The organism is Pasteurella canis, from assembly GCF_900454865.1.
Lineage (GTDB): Bacteria > Pseudomonadota > Gammaproteobacteria > Enterobacterales > Pasteurellaceae > Pasteurella > Pasteurella canis.
This window is the reverse complement of record NZ_UGTV01000015.1, coordinates 1,173,747-1,196,616: the sequence shown is the minus strand read 5'-3', so window position 1 is coordinate 1,196,616 and position 22,870 is coordinate 1,173,747. Positions and strand designations below refer to the sequence as shown.

The window sequence follows — 22,870 nt, the reverse complement described above, 5'->3', positions numbered from 1 at the left end:
TAGGACAGAAATATGATGACATCAAAATGTGGCAAAGAATTTCAGCAAAGAGTACGTGATGTAATTCCTGAAATGCGTCGAGTGCGTCAAATTCATTTTGTAGGAATTGGTGGTGCAGGTATGGGCGGAATTGCTGAGGTTTTACTGAATGAAGGGTATTTTGTGACAGGCTCTGACATTATGGAAAGTGCGGTGACAAATCGCCTAATTTTATTGGGCGCTAAAATTCATTTTTCTCATTCGGCAGAAAACATTGATGGAGCAAGTGTTGTTGTCGTTTCAAGTGCAATTAAACCAGATAATCTTGAAGTCCTTGCTGCTCAGGAGAAACGTATTCCTGTGATTCAACGTGCACAAATGCTCGCTGAAATTATGCGTTTTCGTCATGGTATTGCGATTGCAGGAACACATGGAAAGACTACAACAACAGCCATGATTTCAATGATTTATGCGCAGGCGGGATTAGATCCGACTTTTGTTAATGGTGGCCTAGTTAAATCAGCAGGAGCTAATGCACATTTAGGTTGTAGTCGTTATTTAATTGCTGAAGCAGATGAAAGTGATGCCTCTTTTTTACATTTGCAACCCATGGTGTCTGTTGTGACGAATATTGAACCAGATCATATGGAAACCTATCATGGTTCTTTTGAAGAAATGAAACAGACTTATGTAAATTTTCTCCATAACTTGCCTTTCTATGGTTTAGCTGTTCTTTGTGCTGATGATGATGTGCTTACTGAGCTAACCCCGAAAGTAGGGCGTCAAGTGATTACTTATGGGTTTGCTGAAAAAGCGGATTATCGTATTGAAGATTATCAACAAACAGGCTTTCAAGGTCACTATACAGTGATTACGCCGACAGGTGAACGAATTGATGTTTTACTAAATGTGCCTGGGAGACATAATGCTCTAAATGCTACAGCGGCTTTAGTAGTAGCAAAAGAAGAGGGCATTAGCAATGATGCTATTCTTGCAGCATTAGCTGATTTCCAAGGAGCAGGTCGCCGTTTTGACCAATTAGGACAATTTATTCGTCCAAATGGTAAAGTCATGTTAGTGGACGATTATGGCCATCATCCAACAGAAGTGGGGGTAACAGTACAAGCCGCTCGCCAAGGTTGGGAAAATAAGCGTATTGTGATGATTTTTCAACCTCATCGTTATTCAAGAACACGCGATTTATTTGATGATTTTGTTCAAGTACTGTCACAAGTTGATATATTAATTATGCTTGATGTATATGCAGCTGGTGAATCACCAATTGCTGGCGCAGATAGCCGTTCATTGTGTCGTTCTATTCGTAATTTAGGTAAAGTCGATCCAATTTTTGTATCTGATCATAATCAATTGGGTGAGATTCTCGATCAAGTATTACAAGATGGCGATTTAATTTTGGCACAAGGAGCTGGCAATGTAAGTAAAATTGCACGCCAATTAGCGGAGAATTGGAGCAAAGCTTAAATGGATAACAATATGAAAAAAAAATTAAAAGAACAAAAAATTGCTGTGTTATTGGGGGGCTCATCAGCGGAGCGTGAAGTATCATTAAATTCTGGTCAAGCTGTATTAAATGCTCTATTGAGTCAGGGGTTCGATGCCCACCCAATCGATCCAACGGAATTTCCAGTTGCGACCTTAAAAGAACATGGTTTTGATCGTGTATTTAATATATTGCATGGACGAGGCGGTGAAGACGGTACTATGCAAGGATTATTAGAGCAAATTGGTCTTCCTTATACAGGTTGTGGCGTTATGGCATCTGCTTTGACGATGGATAAAATGCGTACAAAAATGTTGTGGAAAGCCTTTGGTTTACCTGTTGCAGAAATGGAAATTGTGACAAAAAATAATGTGTCAGAACTTAATCCAAGCGCAGTTGTCGAAAAATTAGGCTTGCCTCTCATGGTTAAACCTTCTTTAGAAGGATCAAGTGTTGGACTGACAAAAGTTAATGTTGTTGAAGAATTGAAAAGTGCGGTGGATTTTGCACTTCAATATGATGAAACAGTTCTAATTGAAGAATGGTTATCTGGTGCTGAATTAACAGTCCCTGTGTTAGATAATGAAGTACTACCATCAATTCGTATTGTACCTGAAGGCGAGTTTTATGATTACGATGCAAAATATATTTCTGATAATACACAATATTTTTGCCCGTCGGGTCTTACTGACGAACGAGAAGAGGAATTAAAAAAACTCGTTAAACGTGCTTATGATGTGGTTGGTTGCCGAGGTTGGAGTCGTATTGATGTCATGTTAGATAGCCAAGGCCAATTTCGTTTAGTAGAAGTAAATACTAACCCAGGCATGACAAGTCATAGTTTATTTCCTAAATCAGCGGCAACAGTAGGTTATTCTTTCGAACAATTAGTAGTCAGAATTTTGGAGTTGAGTGCTGAATGAAAGGCTTAAAACGTAAAACAGCCCAAGGTATTAAAAAAACAAGTGAATCGAAAACGCTTCTAATGAAGAATGTAACGCTAATTGGTTTACTGTTTTTTACTGCGGTGTTTTTTTATGCCTATTCTAATTGGCAAAAATTAATGGAAAAGTTAGATGATAAGCCGATTAGTGCCTTCATTCTCACAGGTAACCCTAGTTTTACTACCTATGATGATATACGTGATGTTGTATTGAAAATGGGTGAGTTAAAAGGTTTTTTTGGGCAAGACATTGAAGTTGTACGTGAGCAAATTGAAACTATGCCTTGGATAAAAGGAGCTGTAGTACGTAAGATATGGCCTGATAAGTTAAGTATAGCTCTCGCTGAATATACCCCAATCGCGATTTGGAATGAGGGTGAGTTTTTGTCTAGTGATGGTGCGATATTTCAGCTGCCATTTGAAAAATTAAAGGATAAGAACCTACCTCATTTATCTGGACCTGATTATCAAAGTGCTAAAGTGTTAGATGCGTGGAATCAAGTATATGTTAATTTAAAAGAAAAAGGTTTGGTTCTCAAAGCTGTTTCAATTGATGATCGTGGCGCATGGCAAATTGTACTTGATAACGATCTTGTATTAAAATTAGGCAGAGGTGAGTGGAAAGCAAAACTTGATCGTTTTGTCACAATTTATCCACAAATTGAAGTCCCCGAGAATAAGAAATTATCTTATGTTGATTTAAGATATCGTGTTGGTGCTGCGGTCGGTTTTTCAGAAACTACCACGAATTAGTTTAGATGATATGAAGTGATAAAAATGGCAAAGATTGTGGAATCAAAAATTATTGTTGGATTGGAAGTGGGTACGTCCAAAGTAGTTGCGTTAGTCGGTGAACTTTTACCCGATGGTGTAGTAAATATTTTAGGCGTAGGAAGTTGCCCTGCAAAAGGTATTGATAAAGGCAATATCACAGATTTAAATGCTGTTGTTACTTCAGTGCAACGTGCTATTGAACTCGCAGAGTCAGTAGCGGATTGTGAAATTATTAGTGTGACATTGGCTATTACAGGACAACATATTCAGAGTTGGAATGATAGTGGAGCGGCCCCAATTGCAGATGGAGAAGTCACTCAAGAAGATATTGATGCAGCTTTGCATACAGCTAGTTCTATTAAAATGCCAGAAGGTTTAGCTGTTTTACATCGTTTGCCACAAGAATATGCAGTTGATCAGCAAAAAAATATTAAAAATCCACTAGGCTTCCAAGGCGGTCGTTTAACCTCAAATGTACATTTAATTGCTTGTCATCAAGATTGGTTAAATAATTTACGTCAAGCAGTAGAACGTTGTAAGCTGAAAATTGATAAAGTCATTTTTTCAGGTATTGCAACAAGCCATTCTGTATTAACAGAAGATGAAAAAGATTTAGGTGTTTGTTTGATTGATTTTGGTGCAGGTACAATGGAAGTCATGGTGTATACCAATGGCTCTTTGCGTTTTAGTAAAGTGATTCCTTATGCAGGTAATCGTGTTACTGATGATATTGCTTATGATTTAACAACTTCCCGAGTGGAAGCAGAAAATATTAAAGTGAAATATGGTAGTGCCGTCAGTCCACCTAGACAAAACCCAGATGAACAATTTGATGTGATGAGCATAGATGGTAGTGTGATTGAACGCTGTTCAAAAGCACGCTTATCTATGGTAACTGCAGGGCGTTATCGAGAAATTCTAGAGTTAGTTAAAGAAGAGCTTATCCAGCTTAAATATGACTTAGAAAGTAAACAAATGAAATTTGAGCTTATTGCTGGTATTGTGATTACTGGTGGTGGAGCACAAATTAAAGATTTAAAAGAATGTGCAACGGAAGTATTTGGTTTGCATGTACGTATTGGTAATCCATTAAATATTACAGGTGTGACTCATCTTGTTGAGAAAAAACCGCAATATTCTACTGTACTTGGTTTATTACAATATGAATATAGCAGTAATGATGAAAGTCCGATAAATGATGCTTATAGTAGTGAAAGCGGATTTTTTGGTTCTTTATGGTCAGGAATGAAAAAATTTGCAAGGAAAGTGGGTTCAGAGTTTTGAGAATTCCTATTTTTCATCTACAATAAGAAATATTTAGGTTTTAATAATGTGCTAGCAGAGAATTAGCATTGACGGAGAATAAATATGTTTGAACCAGTAGATTACGATCTTGGTGAAATGGACGGAGCTCTCATCAAAGTTGTGGGCGTCGGTGGTGGTGGCGGTAATGCCGTAAACCATATGGTAGCCAGCATGCTTAAAAATGATGCCGGTGCTACACTATTAGATGAAGCTGTAATGAATTCAGATGAACACGGAAAAATTATTTTTTATGCAGTGAACACTGATGCTCAAGCATTACGTAAAAGCCAAGTTCAACAAACTGTACAAATTGGTGGTTCAACAACAAAAGGCTTAGGTGCTGGTGCCAACCCAAATGTTGGACGTAAAGCGGCAGAAGATGATCAAGAAGCAATTCGCGCAATGCTTGAAGGCGCTGATATGGTCTTTATTGCAGCAGGTATGGGGGGGGGTACTGGAACTGGTGCTGCACCAATTGTTGCGCAGATTGCAAAAGAACTTGGTATTTTGACAGTTGCTGTCGTTACTAAACCTTTCTCCTTCGAAGGTAAAAAACGTATGTTATTTGCTGAGATGGGGATTAAAGAGCTTTCTAAACACGTCGATTCTCTCATTATTATTCCTAACGAGCAATTAGCTAAAGCGTTACCTAAAAACGCAACATTGCTTCAAGCATTCTCTGCTGCTAATGATGTGTTACGTAACTCCGTCACAGGTATTTCCGATATGATCACCTCACCAGGCTTAATCAACGTCGACTTTGCTGATGTGCGTACGGTTATGTCAGAAATGGGGCAGGCGATGATTGGTTTTGGTTCTTGTAAAGGTCCAGCGGGTGAAGGGCGTGCAGAAGATGCTACTCGTATTGCAGTAAAAAGCGATTTATTAGAGCGTGTCGATCTTTCTGGGGCGAAAGGAGTATTAGTTAATATTACTTCTGGTATGGATCTTGGTTTAGATGAGTTTAATGTTGTTGGTCAGACTGTTGCTGAGTTTGCATCAGAAGAAGCAACGGTTGTTATTGGTACAACATTAGTACCAGAAATGGTTGATGAGATTCGTGTAACTATTGTTGCAACAGGTATTGGCGATATTGAGCCGCCTGAAATGCCAGCAATGCATCGTCAACAACCTATTCAACATACTCATACAGCTGGATCGGCTAGACCGTTACAGCCTACAAATTTAAGTGGTAACCCAACTGCTACACAGGGATATGGCGCACAACCAAGCCATATTCCTCCAAGACCAACGGATTTAACTAAAACAAGTATTTTAGATACGCCAATTACTGCGCGTCCAACGAATAACTTGCAAAAAGATGAAAATTTGTTTAATGTACAGAATTTCATCCGTAATACAGATAAATAATTTGCAATTAATCTTGTTGTACACACAATAAGTTAAGAGAAGAATATGATTAAACAAAGAACATTAAAGCAAAGCATTAAAGTCACTGGTGTGGGGTTGCATAGTGGCAATAAAGTCACATTAACTTTACGCCCAGCAATGCCAAATACGGGTGTTATTTATTGTCGTACGGATTTAAATCCGCCAGTCACTTTTTCAGCAAATGCGAATGCTGTGCGTGATACGATGCTTTGTACTTGTTTAGTAAATGAAGAGGGCGCACGAATTTCAACTGTTGAACACTTAAATGCAGCATTGGCTGGTTTAGGGATCGATAACGTGATTATTGAAGTCGATGCACCTGAAATTCCAATTATGGATGGCAGTGCTAGTCCATTTATCTATTTGTTACTTGATGCTGGTATTGAAGAACAAAATGCGGCTAAAAAATTTATTCGTGTAAAACAGAAAGTACGTGTAGAAGACGGCGATAAATGGGCAGAATTTACACCATATAATGGTTTCCGCTTAGATTTTACAATTGATTTTGAACATCCAGCAATTGGTAAAGATGTGCGTAATTACGTTATGGATTTTTCAGCACAAGCTTTTGTTCAACAAATTAGCCGTGCCAGAACTTTTGGTTTTATGAAAGATATTGAATATCTTCAGTCTCAAGGCCTTGCTTTAGGTGGTAGCTTGGATAATGCAATCGTGTTAGATGACTATCGTATTTTAAATGAAGATGGTTTACGTTTTAAAGATGAGTTAGTGCGTCATAAAATGTTAGATGCGATTGGTGATTTGTATATGGCAGGTTACAACATTATTGGTGATTTCAAAGCCTATAAATCAGGACATGGTTTGAATAATAAATTATTAAGAGCTGTGTTGGATAATCAAGATGCTTGGGAGTTTGTAACCTTTGAAGATAAACAAGCTGTACCACAAGGTTATGCGATACCAACTCAAGTCTTGATTTAGTTCGCTTATTTGAATAAAAAAGCTATACTTTTGCTGAGTATAGCTTTTTTTATTTATCTAACATACTGAACAATCAAGTGAGATTGAAACTTCGCTTACTATAGAGTGTTTTATTAATATGTTTAATTATCTATTTAACTAAAGCCTAAACATAATCGATGGTGTAGTAATATCATATGAAAATTGAAGAAATTACTGCACATTGAGCATCATGTGAATACTATTTTGTAAATAGGAGAATAATTATGTTTAATTTTACATTCCAATTACCCACATTAGCCATGTTTGGTAAAGGACAGATTCAGGCTATTAATAACTATATTCCACCAGATGCACGTATTCTCGTTACAACAGGTGGCGGTAGCGTGAAGAAAAATGGTGTATTTGCACAAGTTGAGCAAGCATTAGATGGTTTTTACTGGATCGAGTTTTCAGGTATTGAACCGAATCCAACTTATGAGACTCTAATGAAAGCAGTTGCATTAGTGAAACAAGAGCGTTTAGATTTTATTCTTGCTGTAGGAGGTGGATCTGTATTAGATGGAAGTAAGTTTATTGCGAGTGCAGTGTATTTTAATGGGGAGCCCTGGGACATTTTAGCAAAGCACGCACGCATTGAGCATGCCCTGCCAATTGGTACGATTATGACATTACCTGCAACAGGCTCAGAAATGAATAGTTATGCAGTGATTAGCCGTAAACAAACCGCTGAAAAACTATCTTTTGCCTCGCCTTTAGTACGCCCACAATTTGCAGTACTCGATCCAACGACTACTTATTCTTTACCCGAGAGACAAACTGCCAATGGTGTAGTAGATGCGTTTGTACATACTTTTGAGCAATATATGACTTATCCAGTTAATGCCAAAATTCAAGATCGTTTTTCCGAAGGGGTATTTCAAACTTTAATTGAAGAAGGGCCTAAAGCGCTAGCAAATCCAACAGATTATGAGGCTAGAGCCAATATTATGTGGTCGGCAACGATGGCATTAAATAATATTTTGGGTGTTGGTGTACCACAAGATTGGGCATCCCATGCAATTGGACACGAACTAACCGCACAATATGGTCTAGATCATGCTCAAACATTAGCGTTAATTGTACCTGCATTAATGACTCACCAAAAAACAAATAAACGTGAAAAATTAATTCAATTCGCACAACGTGTATGGGACTATCAAGGTCAGGATCAAGATGAAGCGGTACAAGTTGCTATTGATAAAACTCGCGATTTCTTTGAACAAATGGGAGTTAAAACACGTTTTCGTGATTATGCTATTGATGACAGCCAATTTTCTGTTATTTTAGATAAATTAATTAAACATCAAGGTAATAATTTAGGTGAACATAAAAACTTAGATCGTCAGGCGATCAAGGAAATCTTATATGCCGCATTGTAATATTTAACAAAAGTGCGGTTAGTTTTTCCCGAGTTTTAATTTGATACAGGAAAGTCATATGTCTTTTGATTTGAGTGAAATTCGTCAGCAAATTACGCAAATCGATCGTAATTTGTTGAAATTATTATCAGAACGCCACCGTTTGGCTTTTGATGTTGCTCGCAGTAAAGAGGTCAGCCAAAAGCCATTACGTGATTTAGAGCGAGAACAACAGCTATTACAAGAGTTAATCCAATTTGCAGAAACACAAAATTATCAGCTTGAAGCACAATATATTACCCAAGTCTTTCAACGGATCATTGAAGATTCTGTTGCTACACAACAAGTCTATTTGCAGAAAAAATTAAATGAGCAACGTGAGCAGAATATTCATGTCGCTTTTTTAGGTAAGCGAGGTTCTTATTCACATTTAGCAGCACGTAATTATGCTACACGTTATCAGGAACAGCTAGTGGAGTTAAGCTGTAGTACTTTTGATGAGATTTTTGCTAAGGTGAGTCAGAGGGAAGCTGACTATGGTATATTGCCTTTGGAGAATACGACTTCTGGTGCAATTAATGAAGTCTATGATTTATTGCAGCATACGGATTTATCCTTAGTAGGAGAACTTGCTTATCCTATCCGTCATTGTGTATTAGTTAATGGACAAGAAGATTTAGGTCAAATAGATACATTATATAGCCATCCACAAGTTATTCAGCAGTGTAGCCAATTTATTAAAAGTCTAGGTCGTGTTCATATTGAATACTGTGAAAGTAGTTCACATGCAATGCAATTGGTTGCGAGTTTAAATAAACCGAATATTGCTGCATTAGGTAATGAAGATGGTGGGCTTTTGTATGGTTTAAAGGTGTTAAAAACAGATATTGCGAATCAAGCAAATAATATTACGCGTTTTATTGTAGTGGCTAAAAAACCTTTAAACGTTTCACCACAAATTCATACCAAAACGTTACTGCTGATGAGCACTGCACAGAAAGCAGGAGCATTAGTGGATGCGTTATTAGTGTTTAAAAAGTTCCAAATCAATATGACTAAATTAGAATCCCGTCCGATTTATGGCAAACCTTGGGAAGAAATGTTTTATTTAGAAATTGAAGCTAATATTCATAATCCTGAAACACAACAAGCACTTGAAGAACTTAAACAATCTAGTCACTATCTAAAAGTATTGGGCTGCTATCCAAGTGAAATTATTAAGCCAGTTGAACTTGAAGCATAGAAAACTTATTTTTGTTGGATGGTTTTTTAGTACATAAAGAGGTTTAAGCAATAAAGGAAGTTGAATCTGAATAGAGTGCAACTTCTCCCCCAGTTTTGTCCTTTTAAAAAGGTGCCTGGTTTATCTGCTGTGGATAATAGGCTAACGACAACAAGGTGATTATCCATCCATGGGAATTTAGTCCAAACATTAGCCGCAGCAGCAGTTACTCGAGGTGCTGAAAAAGAGGTCCCTGAAGCAAATGTATAGTTTGCTTTTCCATCTTTGTCTTTTAAAGGTAACCAATATGTGCCTTGTGTAGCGATTCCCCAAGTTTTGGCACTTTCTCCTATATAATTAGACGCTTTAAGTTGATTCAAATGATCATAGTCATAGATTTTTCGTTCAGTCGTTCTATAAATACCATTGCTGTAATCCGCCTCGGCAACGCTTATCCAGCCATTTCTTGTATCATCATTTATTGTCGGATGTAATGAATCGGGTGAGGCATGGTTTTTATTTTCATTTCCGGCAGACCAGATAAATATACTGTCTTCCTTTGCATATTTTTCTATATTGTTTCCCAATGAAATAGCATATTCAGAGTCTATTGCATCAGAACCGTAAGAGTTGTTAAAAATTCTCACTCCTTTGCTGTGAGCAATGTCATAGTCAGTATTTCTTACTAGAAAGATTTGACTGGTATTATGGTGAGTATTGTATGCGTACATGGTTGCTGTTGAGTTATATCGATTAATTACTGCGGCGACCATCGTACCATGGGAAGATATTGTAGGTGTTAATGCGCTATGTTGATTATGTAGTTGTAGTCTGAGTTGACCATTTTTGTCTTTAAAACTGTCACTAAGATAATAAGCTGTATCTATGATCGCAACATCTTTGATTGTATTTTCATCATCAATATACTGTGTATGTTTAGGTAATAAAGAGAATACTTCTGATGCATTTATATCATGAGTAGGATTATTGAGTGAGTCATGTTTATTATTTGTTGTTAATCGTGATGTTTGTAATTTATTTTCGGATGTTTCAGTTACCTCTAGAGTAGGCGTTAAGTTTTTAGTATGAGGTTTTTCTTTATCAGTAATAGGAGTGTGTTGATTATTTTGAACATTGTAAGGTGTATGGATTGGTAAATTCGTATTCGTTTTAGATAATATATTTGTATGAAGATCAGAAATAGAATTTGAATTAGATTTAATTACGATACTTGAATTAGATACCTTATCTTCATCTAAATTAGATGAAGCCTCTAAATTAGGTAGGGGTTCAACATTTATGTTAGTTGAATTTTCTGAGTCTGAATTTGATATTGTACTCGACTCATCATTATCTAGCTGTATTATTTCAGGTAACAACGTATGGTTATTTCTTGATGTATTAGGTTGATTAATCGGTGGTGTCGCATTTTCACTACCTCCGCCACCGCCACAGGAGGCAAAAAAGAGAGATAAAGTAGGAATAATCAATTTTTGATATTTTTGTTGCATGATAAATTCTTTTATGATGTTTTATATAGATGTGGTTTTTATCTTAGTTCAATTAAAATACGTCATCAATTTTTTAATAATATAAGTATTCTAATTGTTGATAATTAGATCTAAATTTGTATATTTATTATATTTTAAGTAATTTTTTAATCCATTTATATTAATTAAGTAACATTTTATAAGATTATTATTAAATAATTACTTTTTATTAAAGCTTTTATTTTCACTAGTTTTTATGGTTAAGAATATTTTTATGAATTGTGCTTATAATAGTCAAATTAAAATTTGTTAACATATTCTTTATAAAGCTTGGATAGATTCACGTAGGATAAGTTCAGGCTGGAGTAATAAAGTGCGGTGTATTTCTGAAGGATTTTTAATACGTTGTAGTAGTGTTTCCACTGCTAGTTTTCCTAATTCTGCTTTAGGTTGGTTGATAGTGCTGAGAGGTGGGGACATATATTGAGCCAAAGTAATATTGTCATAACCAATAATTGAAATATCTTGAGGAATGGTCAATCCTTGTCGCCAGATAGTTTGGTAGGCGCCAAAAGCAATACTATCACTACAAGCAAAAACTGCAGTTGGGCGAGGAGTGATAGCGAGTACTTTTTCCATTCCAACCATACCACCCTCAAAGTCAAAATGACTTTCTATAATCAGTTCAGATCGTAATGGAATATTAGCTTCAGCAAGTGCTCTTTTATAGCCATTAAGTCGATTATGCGCGAGTGATTTCTTAAGATTACCTGTGATAATGGCAATGTGTCTATGTCCCTTATCAATGAGCGCTTTTGTTGCTAAATAGCCACCATATTCTGAATTTTCAAAGATTTTATCTGCACTTTCTTCAGTTGGCCACCAGTCCATAATGACAAAAGGTAAGTTTACATTAAGATCTTTACCGATTTGGATACGTGAGTCAGAACACATTAACAGCAAACCATCTACTTGCTTTTGAATTAAGGTTTGCAGATTGTTACGTAATCGTTCGGTATTACCCTCCGTATTAGATAAAATCAGATTGTAATTATGCTGATTGCAATATTGTTCAACACCACTGACTACTTCAGTAAAAAATGGGTTATTCGTTGCCGTGACCAGTAAGCCAATAGTTTTCGTTTCTTTTACTTTCAGGCTGCGTGCAACAGCAGAGGGGGTGTAATTTAGTTCTTGAACAACATTTAATACTTTGGTACGAATTTCATCGCTGACAAAACGTGAATTATTAATCACATGGGATACGGTAGATGTCGATACTTGTGCTATCCTAGCGATGTCTTTCATTGTGGCCATAAGATCGTTTCCTTGTTCTTGAAGTATCTCGTTTTCTTTACTTGTATCACATCAGCAAAGAAAAGCTCCCCGATTAACCTACCATTTCACTTTTAATGAATATTTTTTAACTAAAAGTGATCTGATACTCAAGTGGTTTATACGGGGAAATAGTTAATTATGTATTATTTTTGAGAAAATTAAGCGTTTCTTCTCTTGTTGGGATGGAAGGCTGAGCCCCCTGTCTCGTCACGCTGATGGCTGCCGCTGCGTGAGCAAAGCGGATAGCTTCAGCAAGTGGTTTATCTTCTAATAATGCTGTCATTAAGGCACCATTAAATGTATCGCCAGCAGCGGTTGTATCTTTTGCTTCAACGCGAAAACCCGCGACAATTTCACTTGTTTGTCCTTGTTGGCTAACATAAACACCTTTTGAGCCCAGCGTAATTAGTACCGTTTTTATACCTTTTTGATGGAAAACTTGGGCGGCTTGTTGTGCACTTTGTTCATCTACTACTTTTACTCCTGTTAAAATTTCTGTTTCTGTTTCATTAGGCGTGATCATATCTAGTAGCGTGAGAAGTTCATCTGGCAATGCTTGAGCAGGAGCAGGGTTTAAAATAACTTGAGTATGGGATGATTTTGCTAATTTGGCAGCAGAAATCACCGCACTTAATGGCGTTTCAAGCTGCATTAATAACGCATCAGCTTGTATGATTTTATCAGCAAAAGTATCAATAATATCTTCATTTAAATAAGCATTTGCACCAGCGGAGATCACAATACTATTTTCACCACTAGCAGAGACTTGAATCATTGCAATGCCTGTCATTTTATTTTTGATTTCAACAACAGCGTCTGTATTCATACCATCTTGTGCGAATGCTTTTTTCATTGCTTGACCAATATCATCGTCACCAATACAGGCAATAAAATCAATATTAGCCCCTAAGCGTGCCGCTGCGACTGCTTGATTGGCCCCTTTACCACCATAAGCAATATGATAATTGCTACCTGTTAAGGTTTCACCAGGTTTAGCAAAATGCGGTACGGAAATCACATGATCGGCATTTACACTGCCAAGAACGGTTAATTTTTTCATTTTCTTTTCGCTCATCTTTGTGTTTTACTGCGTTGAACTGTGGGCAGATTTGATGATCTGCCCAACGAGGCATCATAGAGATGATGTATTATTGACTAATGACTTTTAAATCCACAGGAATTTTAGCGTCGACTTTTTCACCTTTCAATAATTTATCAGCAGTCACGACACCAAGAGCACCAATTAAATCAGGTTGTTGTGCAATAGTTGCTGCCATTTTACCTGTTTCAACGGCTTTGACACCATCATCAGTACCATCAAATCCGACCACTAAAACATCTTTATTTGCTGCTTTAATCGCACGTAAGGCACCTAACGCCATTTCATCATTTTGTGCAAAGACAGCTTTGACATCCCCTTTACTGGCAAGTAAGTTTTCCATGACATTTAAACCTTTAGTACGGTCGAAATCAGCAGGTTGACTCGCCAATACATCAAATTTATGTGCATCAATCGCTTGTTTGAAACCTTCGCCACGTTCACGTGCCGCAGATGTCCCTGCAATACCTTCTAATTGAATCACTTTTGCACCAGAACCTAATTTTTGCGCGATAAAATCACCTGCCATTTTACCACCTGCAACATTATCTGAAGCAATGTGACTGACAACATCACCTGCAACCGCACCGCGGTCTAAAGTGATCACAGGGATTTTATTGCGGTTTGCCATCTTCACTGCATTAACGACTGCTTCTGAGTCTGTTGGGTTAATCAAAAGCACTTTCACACCACGTACAGTTAAATCTTCAACATTAGCTAGCTCTTTCGCAGGATCGTTTTGCGAGTCAAGTACAACGAGTTTATAACCAAGCTCATCTGCTTTTTTTTGCGCACCGTCTTTTAATGTGACAAAGAATGGGTTATCTAAAGTTGATACGGCTAATGCGATAGTTTCTTTAGCTAGCGCAGTACCGCTTACAGCGAGGCTGAGCATTAATGCTGACGCCAAAGTAGTTAATTTTTGAAGTTTTTTCATAATCAGTTCTCCTTACAGAGTGAGTGGGTTAAACTTTTTTCGTTCCTAAGTAATTATCGGCTAAAACAGCGACCAAAATGACTAAGGCTTTCGCAATCATCTGGTAATAAGATGAAATATCTAATAGGTTGAGTGCATTGTTTAGGAAACCAATAATTAATGCACCAATTAATGTCCCCATAACACGTCCTTTACCACCCATTAAGCTGGTTCCACCGACAACAACTGCAGCGATAGCATCCAACTCATAAGAGACACCAGCAGTAGGTTGTGCAGAAGAAAGACGCGAGGTGACGATTAAGCCTGCCAGTGCAGATAAGAAACCACTGACTGCAAAGACAAAAATCTTGATTTTATTGACGTTTATCCCCGATAGTTGCGTAGCTGATTCATTACCGCCTAAAGCGTAGATATAACGACCAATACGCGTGTGTTTTAGGACATACCAAGATGCAGCAAAAACAAATGCCATAATCCAAATAGGGACAGGAATACCGAGCACATAACCTGTACCTAAGAAAGCAAAGGCATCAGCACCTTCAGAAAAACCTGTGCTAATTGGGCGACCATCAGTATAGACCATTGTTACGCCACGTAATAATGTCATGGTTACTAGTGTTGCAATAAATGCCTGTACTTTACCTTTAGCGACGATGACACCACTGACACCACCAAGTAAAGTACCAATAAGTAGCGTGGCTGGAATAACGAATAAAATAGGAAGTTCTGCACCAACCATTGATGCTGCAATAGCTCCCGTTAATGCTAACACTGAACCAACAGAGAGATCGATACCAGCAATCAGAATCACAAAGGTCATACCGACAGCAATAATCGCATTAACAGAGGTTTGACGTAGAATATTCAGAATATTATCAATGCTGAAAAAATCAGGATTGATTATAGAAACAATTGCAATCAATACTAATAGAGCAATAACTGAGCGTTGTTCAATTAAAAATTTACCTAATTGAAAGGGTTTTGCTTGAGTCGTCATAATAAATCCTTAAAATTTAGACCGCACTTTTACCGATAGCGGCGGCTAATAATTTCTCTTGAGTGGCTTCACCACGTTGGAATTCTGCGCTAATACGTCCTTCATGCATCACTAAAATGCGATCGCTCATGCCAAGTACTTCAGGCATTTCAGAGGACACGATGATGATACTTAAACCATCTTTTTTAAATTCGTTGATCAGTTGATAAATTTCTTTTTTGGCACCAACATCAACGCCTCGAGTTGGCTCGTCTAAAATCAAGACTTTAGGGCGAGTCATTAATCCTTTTGCGATAGCTACTTTTTGTTGATTCCCCCCCGACAGTAAGCCAATTTGTTGATCTTGGCTTGGGGTTTTTATATTGAACATCGTGATAAAATCGCCTACGGCCAATTTTTCTGCACTGTGATCAATTTGAATGGCTTTGGAAAAATATTCTAAGGCAGTTAACGACATATTTTCTTTGACTGACATACCAAGAATTAAGCCATCACCTTTACGATCTTCCGAGATATAGACAATGCCATTATTTAAGCCATCTTGTGGACAGGTATTGTGGATTTCTTTCTCATTGAGGCGTATTTTTCCGCTGCTACGTGGTAGTGCACCATAGATAACTTTCATTAATTCTGTGCGACCTGCACCCATTAGGCCCGAAATACCGAGAATTTCACCACGGTGTAACTGAAAATTCACATCATACACTCCGCTGCCTGTGAGACTTTCTACTTTAAGTAACACTTCGCCTGGTGCTTGATCTAAATGAGGATATTGTTCATCGAGGCGACGCCCAACCATCATTTCAATTAAGCGATCCTCGTCAAGATCGATGACAGCCGCTTCGCCAATGAATTGCCCGTCCCGCAGTACGGTAACATCATCGCAAATTTCAAAAATTTCTTTGATACGGTGTGAAATATAGACAATGCCACGTTTTTCCGCTTTTAGTTCACGAATGACTTTAAATAAAGCTTCAGTTTCAGTATCAGTTAACGCATCGGTTGGCTCATCCATAATGATAACTTGAGATTCAAAACTGAGAGCTTTGGCAATTTCTACCATTTGTTGCTCACCGATGGATAATTCTGCACAAAGTTGGTGGCTGCTGTGTGGTACACCAAGACGCTTGAGCAATTTATCGGCCTCTTGGTGCATTTTTTTCCAATCAATTCCCCCCCATGGGGTAGTAAATTCACGACCTAAGAAAATATTTTCAGCGATAGTTAAGTTACTGACTAAGTTCAATTCTTGGTGAATAATGCTGATCCCTGCTTCTTGAGAGTCTTTAGGACCTTTGAATGTGACTTGTTGACCTAAATATTCAATGGTGCCTGCATCTTTGCTGTAAATACCCGTTAATACTTTCATTAGAGTTGATTTACCTGCTCCATTTTCACCCATTAATGCCATGGCACGCCCTGCATAAACAGATAAGCAGGCATTGCTTAATGCTTTGACACCTGGGAAGGATTTATCAATACCGCTAATTTTGAGTAAAGGTTGATGTTGCATATTGAATAACCCTTAAAATGGTACGCCTGAATATAAAATTACATTAGCATAAGGTGAACATTCGCCACTGCGTACAATGGCCTTGCTATGATGTGTATAAGCCTTGAATGTTTCATGGCTAACATATTCCACATCAATGTGATTACCTTGCTGTTGTTCAAGTTGAGAGAGGCTGTTTAACAGTGCGGTCAATATTTTCGGATTTTTTTCTTTTATTTCTTGTGCGATGACGACACGTTCAACAAACATTTCTGAGACTACGGCATTAAACGTTTGTAAAAAGCTGGGAACCCCTGCACTGAGTGCTAAATCAATGCGCTCAACTTGCGTTGGAATAGGTAGCCCTGCATCACAGATAGTCAAACTATCAGTATGCCCCAAAGTGGCTATGACTTGGGATAATTGTGCATTGAGTACAGTTGTTTTTTTCATTAGATACCTCAACTTAGTTTTTTATTTTCATCGAAACGTTTCGATGAGGTTGTAATCAGTGTAAGGATAAATAAAAAAAGTGCAAAAGAGTTTTGTTCGATCTGTGAAGTAGATCAAACTATTTCGCTTTATGTCTACATTATGTGTGTTTAAAATAACTCCAATTGTTGGTTACAACATAATGAAGGGGAGATAAAATGAAACACATTTTGCTTGGATTACTTATTTTAAGTATTTCTTATAATGCTGTAGCAAAACGGATGAGCTGCAAGAATTTTAAAACACAGGCACAAGCACAAGCTTATATGGAAAGATATGCAGCATATCATTTAGATGCCGATGGTGATGGTGAGGCTTGTGAATGTTTACCTGGTGGGAGTAGCTATGGTTCTTCGAAATGTCGCAAATAATAAAAAATGTGCTATTAACTGATGTTTTAATAGCACATTTTGCATATTAAGCCTTTTTCAAGAATTCAGATTTTAACGAAAAGCTTTGTCCATCAATTTTACAATCGACATCATGATCGGCATCGACTAAACGAATATTTTTCGCTTTAGTGCCTTTCTTCAGTACAATTGAAGAACCTTTCACTTTTAAATCTTTAATTAAAATGACAGAATCGCCATCTTGTAAAATATTGCCATTACTGTCTTTAACAACTCTTTCATCGCTTTCCACGACATCGTTGCCAGACCATTCGTGACTACAGTCAGGGCAAACAAAATTGATTGAATCATGATAAACATACTCGCTTTGGCATTTTGGACAATTTGGCATGTGTTCCATTCTTTTTTCCTTCTTCAATAAAATGATGCGAAAGTATAGCAAAAAAGCGAAATTCTACCAAAAATCTACATTAACAACTCTGATTTGTTGAAAATTATTTTTCCCGTAGAATCACTAGATTTATCACAAAAAAGGAAACTAAAATGAAAAAAATAACCTTGGCTTTAACACTTGCTACAATGTTATTCGCGCCACATGTTTTGGCACACAATATTCAATTGAATACATATTTACCTGCCGTAAATGTGGCGACTGATGGTGAATTAGTACTACAAGGAGAAAAAATCAGTTATCAGCCTTGGTATTCTAAAAATTTAGCTGGTAAAGTGCGTATTTTGCACCATTTTGCAGGGCGTAGTAGTGTAAAAGAAAAAAATGAACCATTGATGGAGGCCATTAAGGCAGCACAATTGAATGCAGAAAAATATCAAACAACGACGATTATTAATGCAGACGATGTTGTATTTGGGACAGGCAGTTTTGTCAAAAGTAGTGCTGAAAAAGGGAAAAAAAGCAATACTCGTAGCCAAGTGATTCTCGATCAGCAAAGTGCGGTCAAAAATGCGTGGAACTTGAAGGAAAAAGAGAGTCTGATTGTCGTGCTAGATAAAAATGCGCAAGTGAAATTTATCCATGAAGGTGCATTGTCAGCACAACAAGTACAGGATGTGATTAACTTAGTAACTGAATTAACTAAATAATAAGCTATATTGATAAAAATCTGTTCTTTGAATGATATTGTTAACATAATAAAGGAACAGATTTTATGTTTCTATCTCTTACTGAAGATAAGCATTTATTTTTTGCTGATCTCTGTTTTTTCATAAAATCAACATAAAGAATAGTATATTTGATACTATGGACATAATTCTTACTGCTTTTATTGAAAGCGATTTCACTAGATTGATTTAAACCGAATTTGATTATCCAACAAAAAAGGAGAACTTATGTCAATTAATCTCGCTAGAGTACAAGATATCATTGAAAAACTGGCGTCAATTTCTTCTGTGGAAGGGGAGTTAACACGTTTAGCATTTAGTCCAGAAGATGAGTTAGCACATAATTATTTATTTGAATTATGTCAGCAATATGATCTTTCCATTCGACGTGATGAAATTGGGAATGTGTTTATTCGTAAGGCTGGTATTGAAGATCATCTACCTGCGGTTGCTTTCGGTTCACATATTGATACCGTTGTGAATGCTGGCAAATTTGACGGGCCCTTGGGTTCAATTGCTGGTCTGGAAATTCTATTCAGTGCTTGTGAACAAGGTGTCAAAACGCGTTATCCTTTGGAATTAATTATTTTTACGTGTGAAGAGTCGAGTCGTTTTAACTACGCTACATTAGGCAGTAAAGTGATGTGTGGTGTAGTAGATAAAGCAGGGTTGCGTCAGTTAAAAGATAAACAAGGTAAAAGTTTAGCAGACGCTCTCACTGAAGTCGGATTAGATTTTGAATTAGTTGAAAAAGCGCGACGTCAAGCCAATGAGTTTAAATGTTTTTTTGAATTACATATTGAACAAGGACCGCGTTTAGAAAATGAAAATAAAACAATTGGTGTCGTTACAGGGATTGCTGCACCAATTCGCTGTCTAGTCAAAATTCAAGGACAAGCAGATCATTCAGGTGCTACCGCTATGCATTATCGCCATGATGCTTTATTAGGTGGCGCAGAAGTGGCATTAGCTATTGAACAAGCTGCGATTACTGCGGGACATTCAACTGTTGCGACAGTTGGAAATTTAGCCGTCAAACCTGGTGTAATGAATGTGGTACCTGGTGCTTGTGAATTGTTAGTGGATATCCGAGGTATCCATGTTTCGGCAAGAGAGTCAGTTTTTATTGCTTTGCAAAAACAGCTTGAAGAAGTTTCTGTAAAACGTGGTTTAAAAACAGAATTACAGCTGATTTCTAAGGACAGTCCTGTTATTTTATCCGATGATGTTATTGAACAGATTCGTCTGGCAACTGAGCAATTGGGCTATAGTTATGAGATTATGCCAAGTGGTGCAGGGCATGATGCTATGCATATGGCAAAGTTATGTCCAACAGGAATGATTTTTGTACCATCGCGTGATGGTATTAGCCATAATCCATTGGAGTTTACTAAATGGGAAGATATTGAGGCTGGAATTCGCGTATTACAACAAGTTGTATTAACACAAGCTGAGTTGATCTCTGCTTAGATGTGTACTGCGACAGTAAAAGTGCGGTCTGTTTTGAGAAAGTTTGATGATGTTGTAGAAAATCAACTGAATGGATAAGCTTTAATTTCGGGGATAGATTGAAATGTCAATAAACTCTCTTTTTTCGAAGAAATAGCTTATATCGTTTAAAATACGGTCTAGCTAAGAGATAAAATGGGTATTTAACATGATAAATCATCTTAAATGCCCATTTTTTATTTGTTATTGACTATTTTTGGTAATAAATCTGCTCAAAAGGAATGCGATATCGTTCCCCCCAGATACCTCTACCTGCTTTACGTACCCCACAAGAGACAATCATATTAATTTCAGCTCCTGCTGGAAGGGCTAAAATTTTCTTAACCCGACTGCTATCTAAACCCTCGATTGGACAAGTATCATAACCCTGTTCTGTCATTGCGAGCATAAAAGTTTGGGCGACTAATCCACAACTTTTGTGTGTCACGACTCGCATATCCGATTCTGACATTTCCGTATAGATAGGTCGCCATAGACTGATTGTTTTAGCTAGTACTTTTCTAAATAAACCAAGAAGACCGAAGCAACGGCGGTAAGCAAAAGGCATTAATTTGCCATAGTAATCTGTTTTCCCCTTGATACGATTAGCGTGACGCTCGACTGGGCTATTGCGCTTTATGTTGTCAATTTCAAAATCTAAGATCGCCTGTGCTCGCTGCTGATATAAATCTTGACGAGTAACGAATACGACCATCTGTTGTGCGCTGGTGGCAGCTTGCTGGTTTAAACAGGCCTCAGCTAACTTGCTCAGCAAGGTCTTGTCAGTAATATGATAAAACTCATATAGTTGCATATTAGAACTCGTTGGGGCTAATGTCGCGAGCTGTAAACAATATTTTACTTTCTGGTCATCAAGTGGGTGTTCTGGATCAAAATAACGTACAGCACGGCGTCGTTGGAGAAGATCGGATAGTGTCATTATCATTATTCCTTAAAAAAGTGAGCTACTTTAGTTCGATGTAGATGAAGTATGATTACTATACCAAACTGAACAAGATATAGACTATTTATTTCGACAGATAAAGAAGATTTAATACAATAAAAATGAGACAGTATAGTGCTAAATAAGTAATAAACTACCTAGTACGACTAAAATTACGCCAATTATCCGATTGATATAGATTTGTTTGGCTAATAACAAATGACGAATAGCAGTTTGTGATAATAATAAGGCAACGAGTGCAAACCATATAAGATGAGTTAGTGACATAAATGCACCATAACCTAATTGAATCCAAAGAGACGTTTTAGCATTGACCATTTGTGTGAAAGTACTTAATACAAAAAGTGTTGTTTTAGGGTTAAATGCGTTAGTGATAAAACCTATCTTGAAGGCGGACATAGACGTTAATAGTGTATCCGTAAGTTGTAAATTGACTTGTATTACTGGATGACGATAAGTTTGTATGCCAATATAAATGAGATAACAGGCACCTAATATTTTGAAAAAATGGAACAGTATTGGGAATGTAATAAGCAGTATACTTACCCCAAAAACTGTATAAAATACATGTACCCATACAGCGGTAGCAATACCAATAGCTGTGAGCATACCTGCTTTTTTACCATAGAGGTAACTATTTCTACTAACCATTGCAAAATCACTACCAGGGCTGATAACAGCGAGAACAGTAATACTCATTACAGCGATTAATTCATCCATTTTTTCTCCTTGAACAAAAGTAAAACTGCCTGTATTTTGCCTGAAAATAAATTAGGATAAAATTGAAAAAAATGACAATGAGGTGTGAGATTTTGGAACAAATAAAGCGCTTGCCAATAAAGGCACTTAAGTTTTTCTATTTTGTGGCAGAGTATGGCAGTGTCACTATGGCAGCAGAAAAATTGTCAGTCACTCATAGTGCAGTGAGTAAACAAATTAAATTACTTGAGCAGTATTTTGCTGAAGCATTGTTTGTAAAAAATGGGCGTAATTTAGTGCTTTCTGCAACAGGACAATGTTTATATGAAACTTGCCAAGCTGCTTTCAATACATTGGAATTGGGTTTACAAAAAATTAATAAGAAACAAAATGATGATCTCGTTGTGTCTTGTGAACCTACTTTAGCAATGAAATGGTTGATTCCACGAATGGCACAGTTTCAAGCCGAATATCAATTTAATCTTGTCGTTTTGGCTGCTGGTGGTCAAGTGGATTTTAAGCGCCATACGATTGATATTGCGTTGCGTCGTAATGATTTTATTTGGTCACAGAATTTGTACGCAGAAAAAATAGCAGATGAATATATGGGACCTGTACATATCCCAAATTTAACATTAAAACAAAAGTTACATACTTATACTCGCCCACGAGCTTGGCAAGATTGGATGGAAAGAACAGGTATAGATTTTCCTTTGTATCATGATGTCTTTTTTGAGCGTTTTTTTCTTGCTTTACAAGGCGCACTTGGTGGAGTTGGGGTAGCACTTGTTTCTCAGTGGATGGTCGAACAGGAAATTAATCAAGGGATTTTGCAAGCACCTTATGGTTTTATACCTGATGGTTCTGCTTATTATTTATTATCAGAAACTGACTTTACTACTCATCCAAAGAAAATGCTTTTTCTACAATGGATTAGAAAAGAGATGGCAAAAATGCGCTAAAACTGA

At 37.2% G+C, this 22,870-nt stretch carries 22 protein-coding genes; 12 read left to right on the top strand and 10 right to left on the bottom strand.

Going from position 1 to position 22,870, the window contains the following annotated elements; all coding sequences use genetic code 11:
• Positions 1–12: 12 nt before the first annotated feature.
• The 8 genes from murC (at position 13) to DYE19_RS06200 (ending at position 9,458) form a co-directional block, all read left to right on the top strand.
• Positions 13–1,461, top strand: a complete 1,449-nt coding sequence (gene murC, locus DYE19_RS06235) for a UDP-N-acetylmuramate--L-alanine ligase (protein ID WP_049216180.1) — start codon at positions 13–15, stop codon at positions 1,459–1,461.
• A gap of 12 nt (positions 1,462–1,473) precedes the next feature.
• Positions 1,474–2,403, top strand: a complete 930-nt coding sequence (locus DYE19_RS06230; protein ID WP_049216293.1) for a D-alanine--D-alanine ligase — start codon at positions 1,474–1,476, stop codon at positions 2,401–2,403.
• Positions 2,400–3,176, top strand: a complete 777-nt coding sequence (locus DYE19_RS06225) for a cell division protein FtsQ/DivIB (RefSeq protein WP_115322989.1) — start codon at positions 2,400–2,402, stop codon at positions 3,174–3,176. Before DYE19_RS06230 ends, DYE19_RS06225 begins: the two co-directional genes overlap by 4 nt.
• 24 nt (positions 3,177–3,200) lie before the next feature.
• The gene (ftsA, locus tag DYE19_RS06220) at positions 3,201–4,481 is read left to right on the top strand and encodes a cell division protein FtsA (protein ID WP_049216176.1); all 1,281 of its coding nucleotides are present in this window, start codon (positions 3,201–3,203) and stop codon (positions 4,479–4,481) included.
• Positions 4,482–4,565: 84 nt separating this feature from the next.
• Entirely contained in the window at positions 4,566–5,873 is a 1,308-nt protein-coding gene (gene ftsZ, locus DYE19_RS06215) for a cell division protein FtsZ (RefSeq protein ID WP_049216174.1), read from the top strand.
• Between the two features lie 45 nt (positions 5,874–5,918).
• Positions 5,919–6,836, top strand: a complete 918-nt coding sequence (lpxC, locus tag DYE19_RS06210; RefSeq protein WP_049216172.1) for a UDP-3-O-acyl-N-acetylglucosamine deacetylase — start codon at positions 5,919–5,921, stop codon at positions 6,834–6,836.
• 245 nt (positions 6,837–7,081) lie between these two features.
• Positions 7,082–8,236, top strand: coding sequence for an iron-containing alcohol dehydrogenase (locus DYE19_RS06205; RefSeq protein ID WP_115322988.1), 1,155 nt, complete (start codon positions 7,082–7,084; stop codon positions 8,234–8,236).
• Between the two features lie 58 nt (positions 8,237–8,294).
• Entirely contained in the window at positions 8,295–9,458 is a 1,164-nt protein-coding gene (locus DYE19_RS06200) for a chorismate mutase (RefSeq protein ID WP_115322987.1), read from the top strand.
• 26 nt (positions 9,459–9,484) lie between these two features.
• Here the strand turns inward: DYE19_RS06200 and DYE19_RS06195 are convergent, their stop codons facing one another.
• The 7 genes from DYE19_RS06195 to rbsD form a co-directional block, all read right to left on the bottom strand.
• On the bottom strand, positions 9,485–10,948 hold the full coding sequence (locus DYE19_RS06195; RefSeq protein ID WP_115322986.1) for a S8 family peptidase: 1,464 nt from the start codon (positions 10,946–10,948) through the stop codon (positions 9,485–9,487).
• Positions 10,949–11,248: 300 nt separating this feature from the next.
• Positions 11,249–12,244, bottom strand: a complete 996-nt coding sequence (locus DYE19_RS06190) for a substrate-binding domain-containing protein (protein ID WP_115322985.1) — start codon at positions 12,242–12,244, stop codon at positions 11,249–11,251.
• A 157-nt stretch (positions 12,245–12,401) separates the two neighbouring features.
• Positions 12,402–13,325 (bottom strand): ribokinase, encoded by a 924-nt coding sequence (gene rbsK / locus DYE19_RS06185; RefSeq protein WP_115322984.1) that lies wholly within the window; start codon positions 13,323–13,325, stop codon positions 12,402–12,404.
• A gap of 88 nt (positions 13,326–13,413) precedes the next feature.
• Positions 13,414–14,301, bottom strand: coding sequence for a ribose ABC transporter substrate-binding protein RbsB (gene rbsB, locus DYE19_RS06180; RefSeq protein WP_049216158.1), 888 nt, complete (start codon positions 14,299–14,301; stop codon positions 13,414–13,416).
• Between the two features lie 28 nt (positions 14,302–14,329).
• The gene (rbsC, locus tag DYE19_RS06175) at positions 14,330–15,298 is read right to left on the bottom strand and encodes a ribose ABC transporter permease (RefSeq protein WP_049216156.1); all 969 of its coding nucleotides are present in this window, start codon (positions 15,296–15,298) and stop codon (positions 14,330–14,332) included.
• A 16-nt stretch (positions 15,299–15,314) separates the two neighbouring features.
• Positions 15,315–16,811, bottom strand: a complete 1,497-nt coding sequence (rbsA, locus tag DYE19_RS06170; RefSeq protein ID WP_115322983.1) for a ribose ABC transporter ATP-binding protein RbsA — start codon at positions 16,809–16,811, stop codon at positions 15,315–15,317.
• Positions 16,812–16,823: 12 nt separating this feature from the next.
• Positions 16,824–17,243 (bottom strand): D-ribose pyranase, encoded by a 420-nt coding sequence (gene rbsD, locus DYE19_RS06165; protein ID WP_049216151.1) that lies wholly within the window; start codon positions 17,241–17,243, stop codon positions 16,824–16,826.
• Between the two features lie 197 nt (positions 17,244–17,440).
• On the opposite strand from rbsD, the gene DYE19_RS06160 reads away from it, so the two are divergent.
• Positions 17,441–17,653, top strand: coding sequence for an excalibur calcium-binding domain-containing protein (locus DYE19_RS06160; protein ID WP_115322982.1), 213 nt, complete (start codon positions 17,441–17,443; stop codon positions 17,651–17,653).
• 46 nt (positions 17,654–17,699) lie between these two features.
• On the opposite strand, the gene DYE19_RS06155 is transcribed toward DYE19_RS06160, so the two are convergent.
• On the bottom strand, positions 17,700–18,032 hold the full coding sequence (locus tag DYE19_RS06155; protein ID WP_049216147.1) for a zinc ribbon domain-containing protein YjdM: 333 nt from the start codon (positions 18,030–18,032) through the stop codon (positions 17,700–17,702).
• A gap of 143 nt (positions 18,033–18,175) precedes the next feature.
• Here DYE19_RS06155 and DYE19_RS06150 point away from each other — a divergent pair, with 143 nt between their 5' ends.
• Both DYE19_RS06150 and DYE19_RS06145 read left to right on the top strand, forming a co-directional pair.
• Complete coding sequence (locus DYE19_RS06150; protein WP_115322981.1) at positions 18,176–18,733, top strand: YtfJ family protein; 558 nt, start codon at positions 18,176–18,178, stop codon at positions 18,731–18,733.
• Positions 18,734–18,979: 246 nt separating this feature from the next.
• The gene (locus DYE19_RS06145; protein ID WP_115322980.1) at positions 18,980–20,221 is read left to right on the top strand and encodes a Zn-dependent hydrolase; all 1,242 of its coding nucleotides are present in this window, start codon (positions 18,980–18,982) and stop codon (positions 20,219–20,221) included.
• Between the two features lie 229 nt (positions 20,222–20,450).
• Here the strand turns inward: DYE19_RS06145 and DYE19_RS06140 are convergent, their stop codons facing one another.
• Together DYE19_RS06140 and DYE19_RS06135 are read right to left on the bottom strand one after the other, a co-directional pair.
• Positions 20,451–21,179, bottom strand: coding sequence for a nitroreductase family protein (locus tag DYE19_RS06140; RefSeq protein WP_115322979.1), 729 nt, complete (start codon positions 21,177–21,179; stop codon positions 20,451–20,453).
• A 141-nt stretch (positions 21,180–21,320) separates the two neighbouring features.
• Positions 21,321–21,923: a LysE family translocator gene (locus DYE19_RS06135; RefSeq protein WP_115322978.1), complete on the bottom strand. Its 603-nt coding sequence runs from the start codon at positions 21,921–21,923 to the stop codon at positions 21,321–21,323.
• Between the two features lie 92 nt (positions 21,924–22,015).
• On the opposite strand from DYE19_RS06135, the gene DYE19_RS06130 reads away from it, so the two are divergent.
• Complete coding sequence (locus DYE19_RS06130; RefSeq protein ID WP_049216137.1) at positions 22,016–22,864, top strand: LysR family transcriptional regulator; 849 nt, start codon at positions 22,016–22,018, stop codon at positions 22,862–22,864.
• Positions 22,865–22,870: the final 6 nt, after the last annotated feature.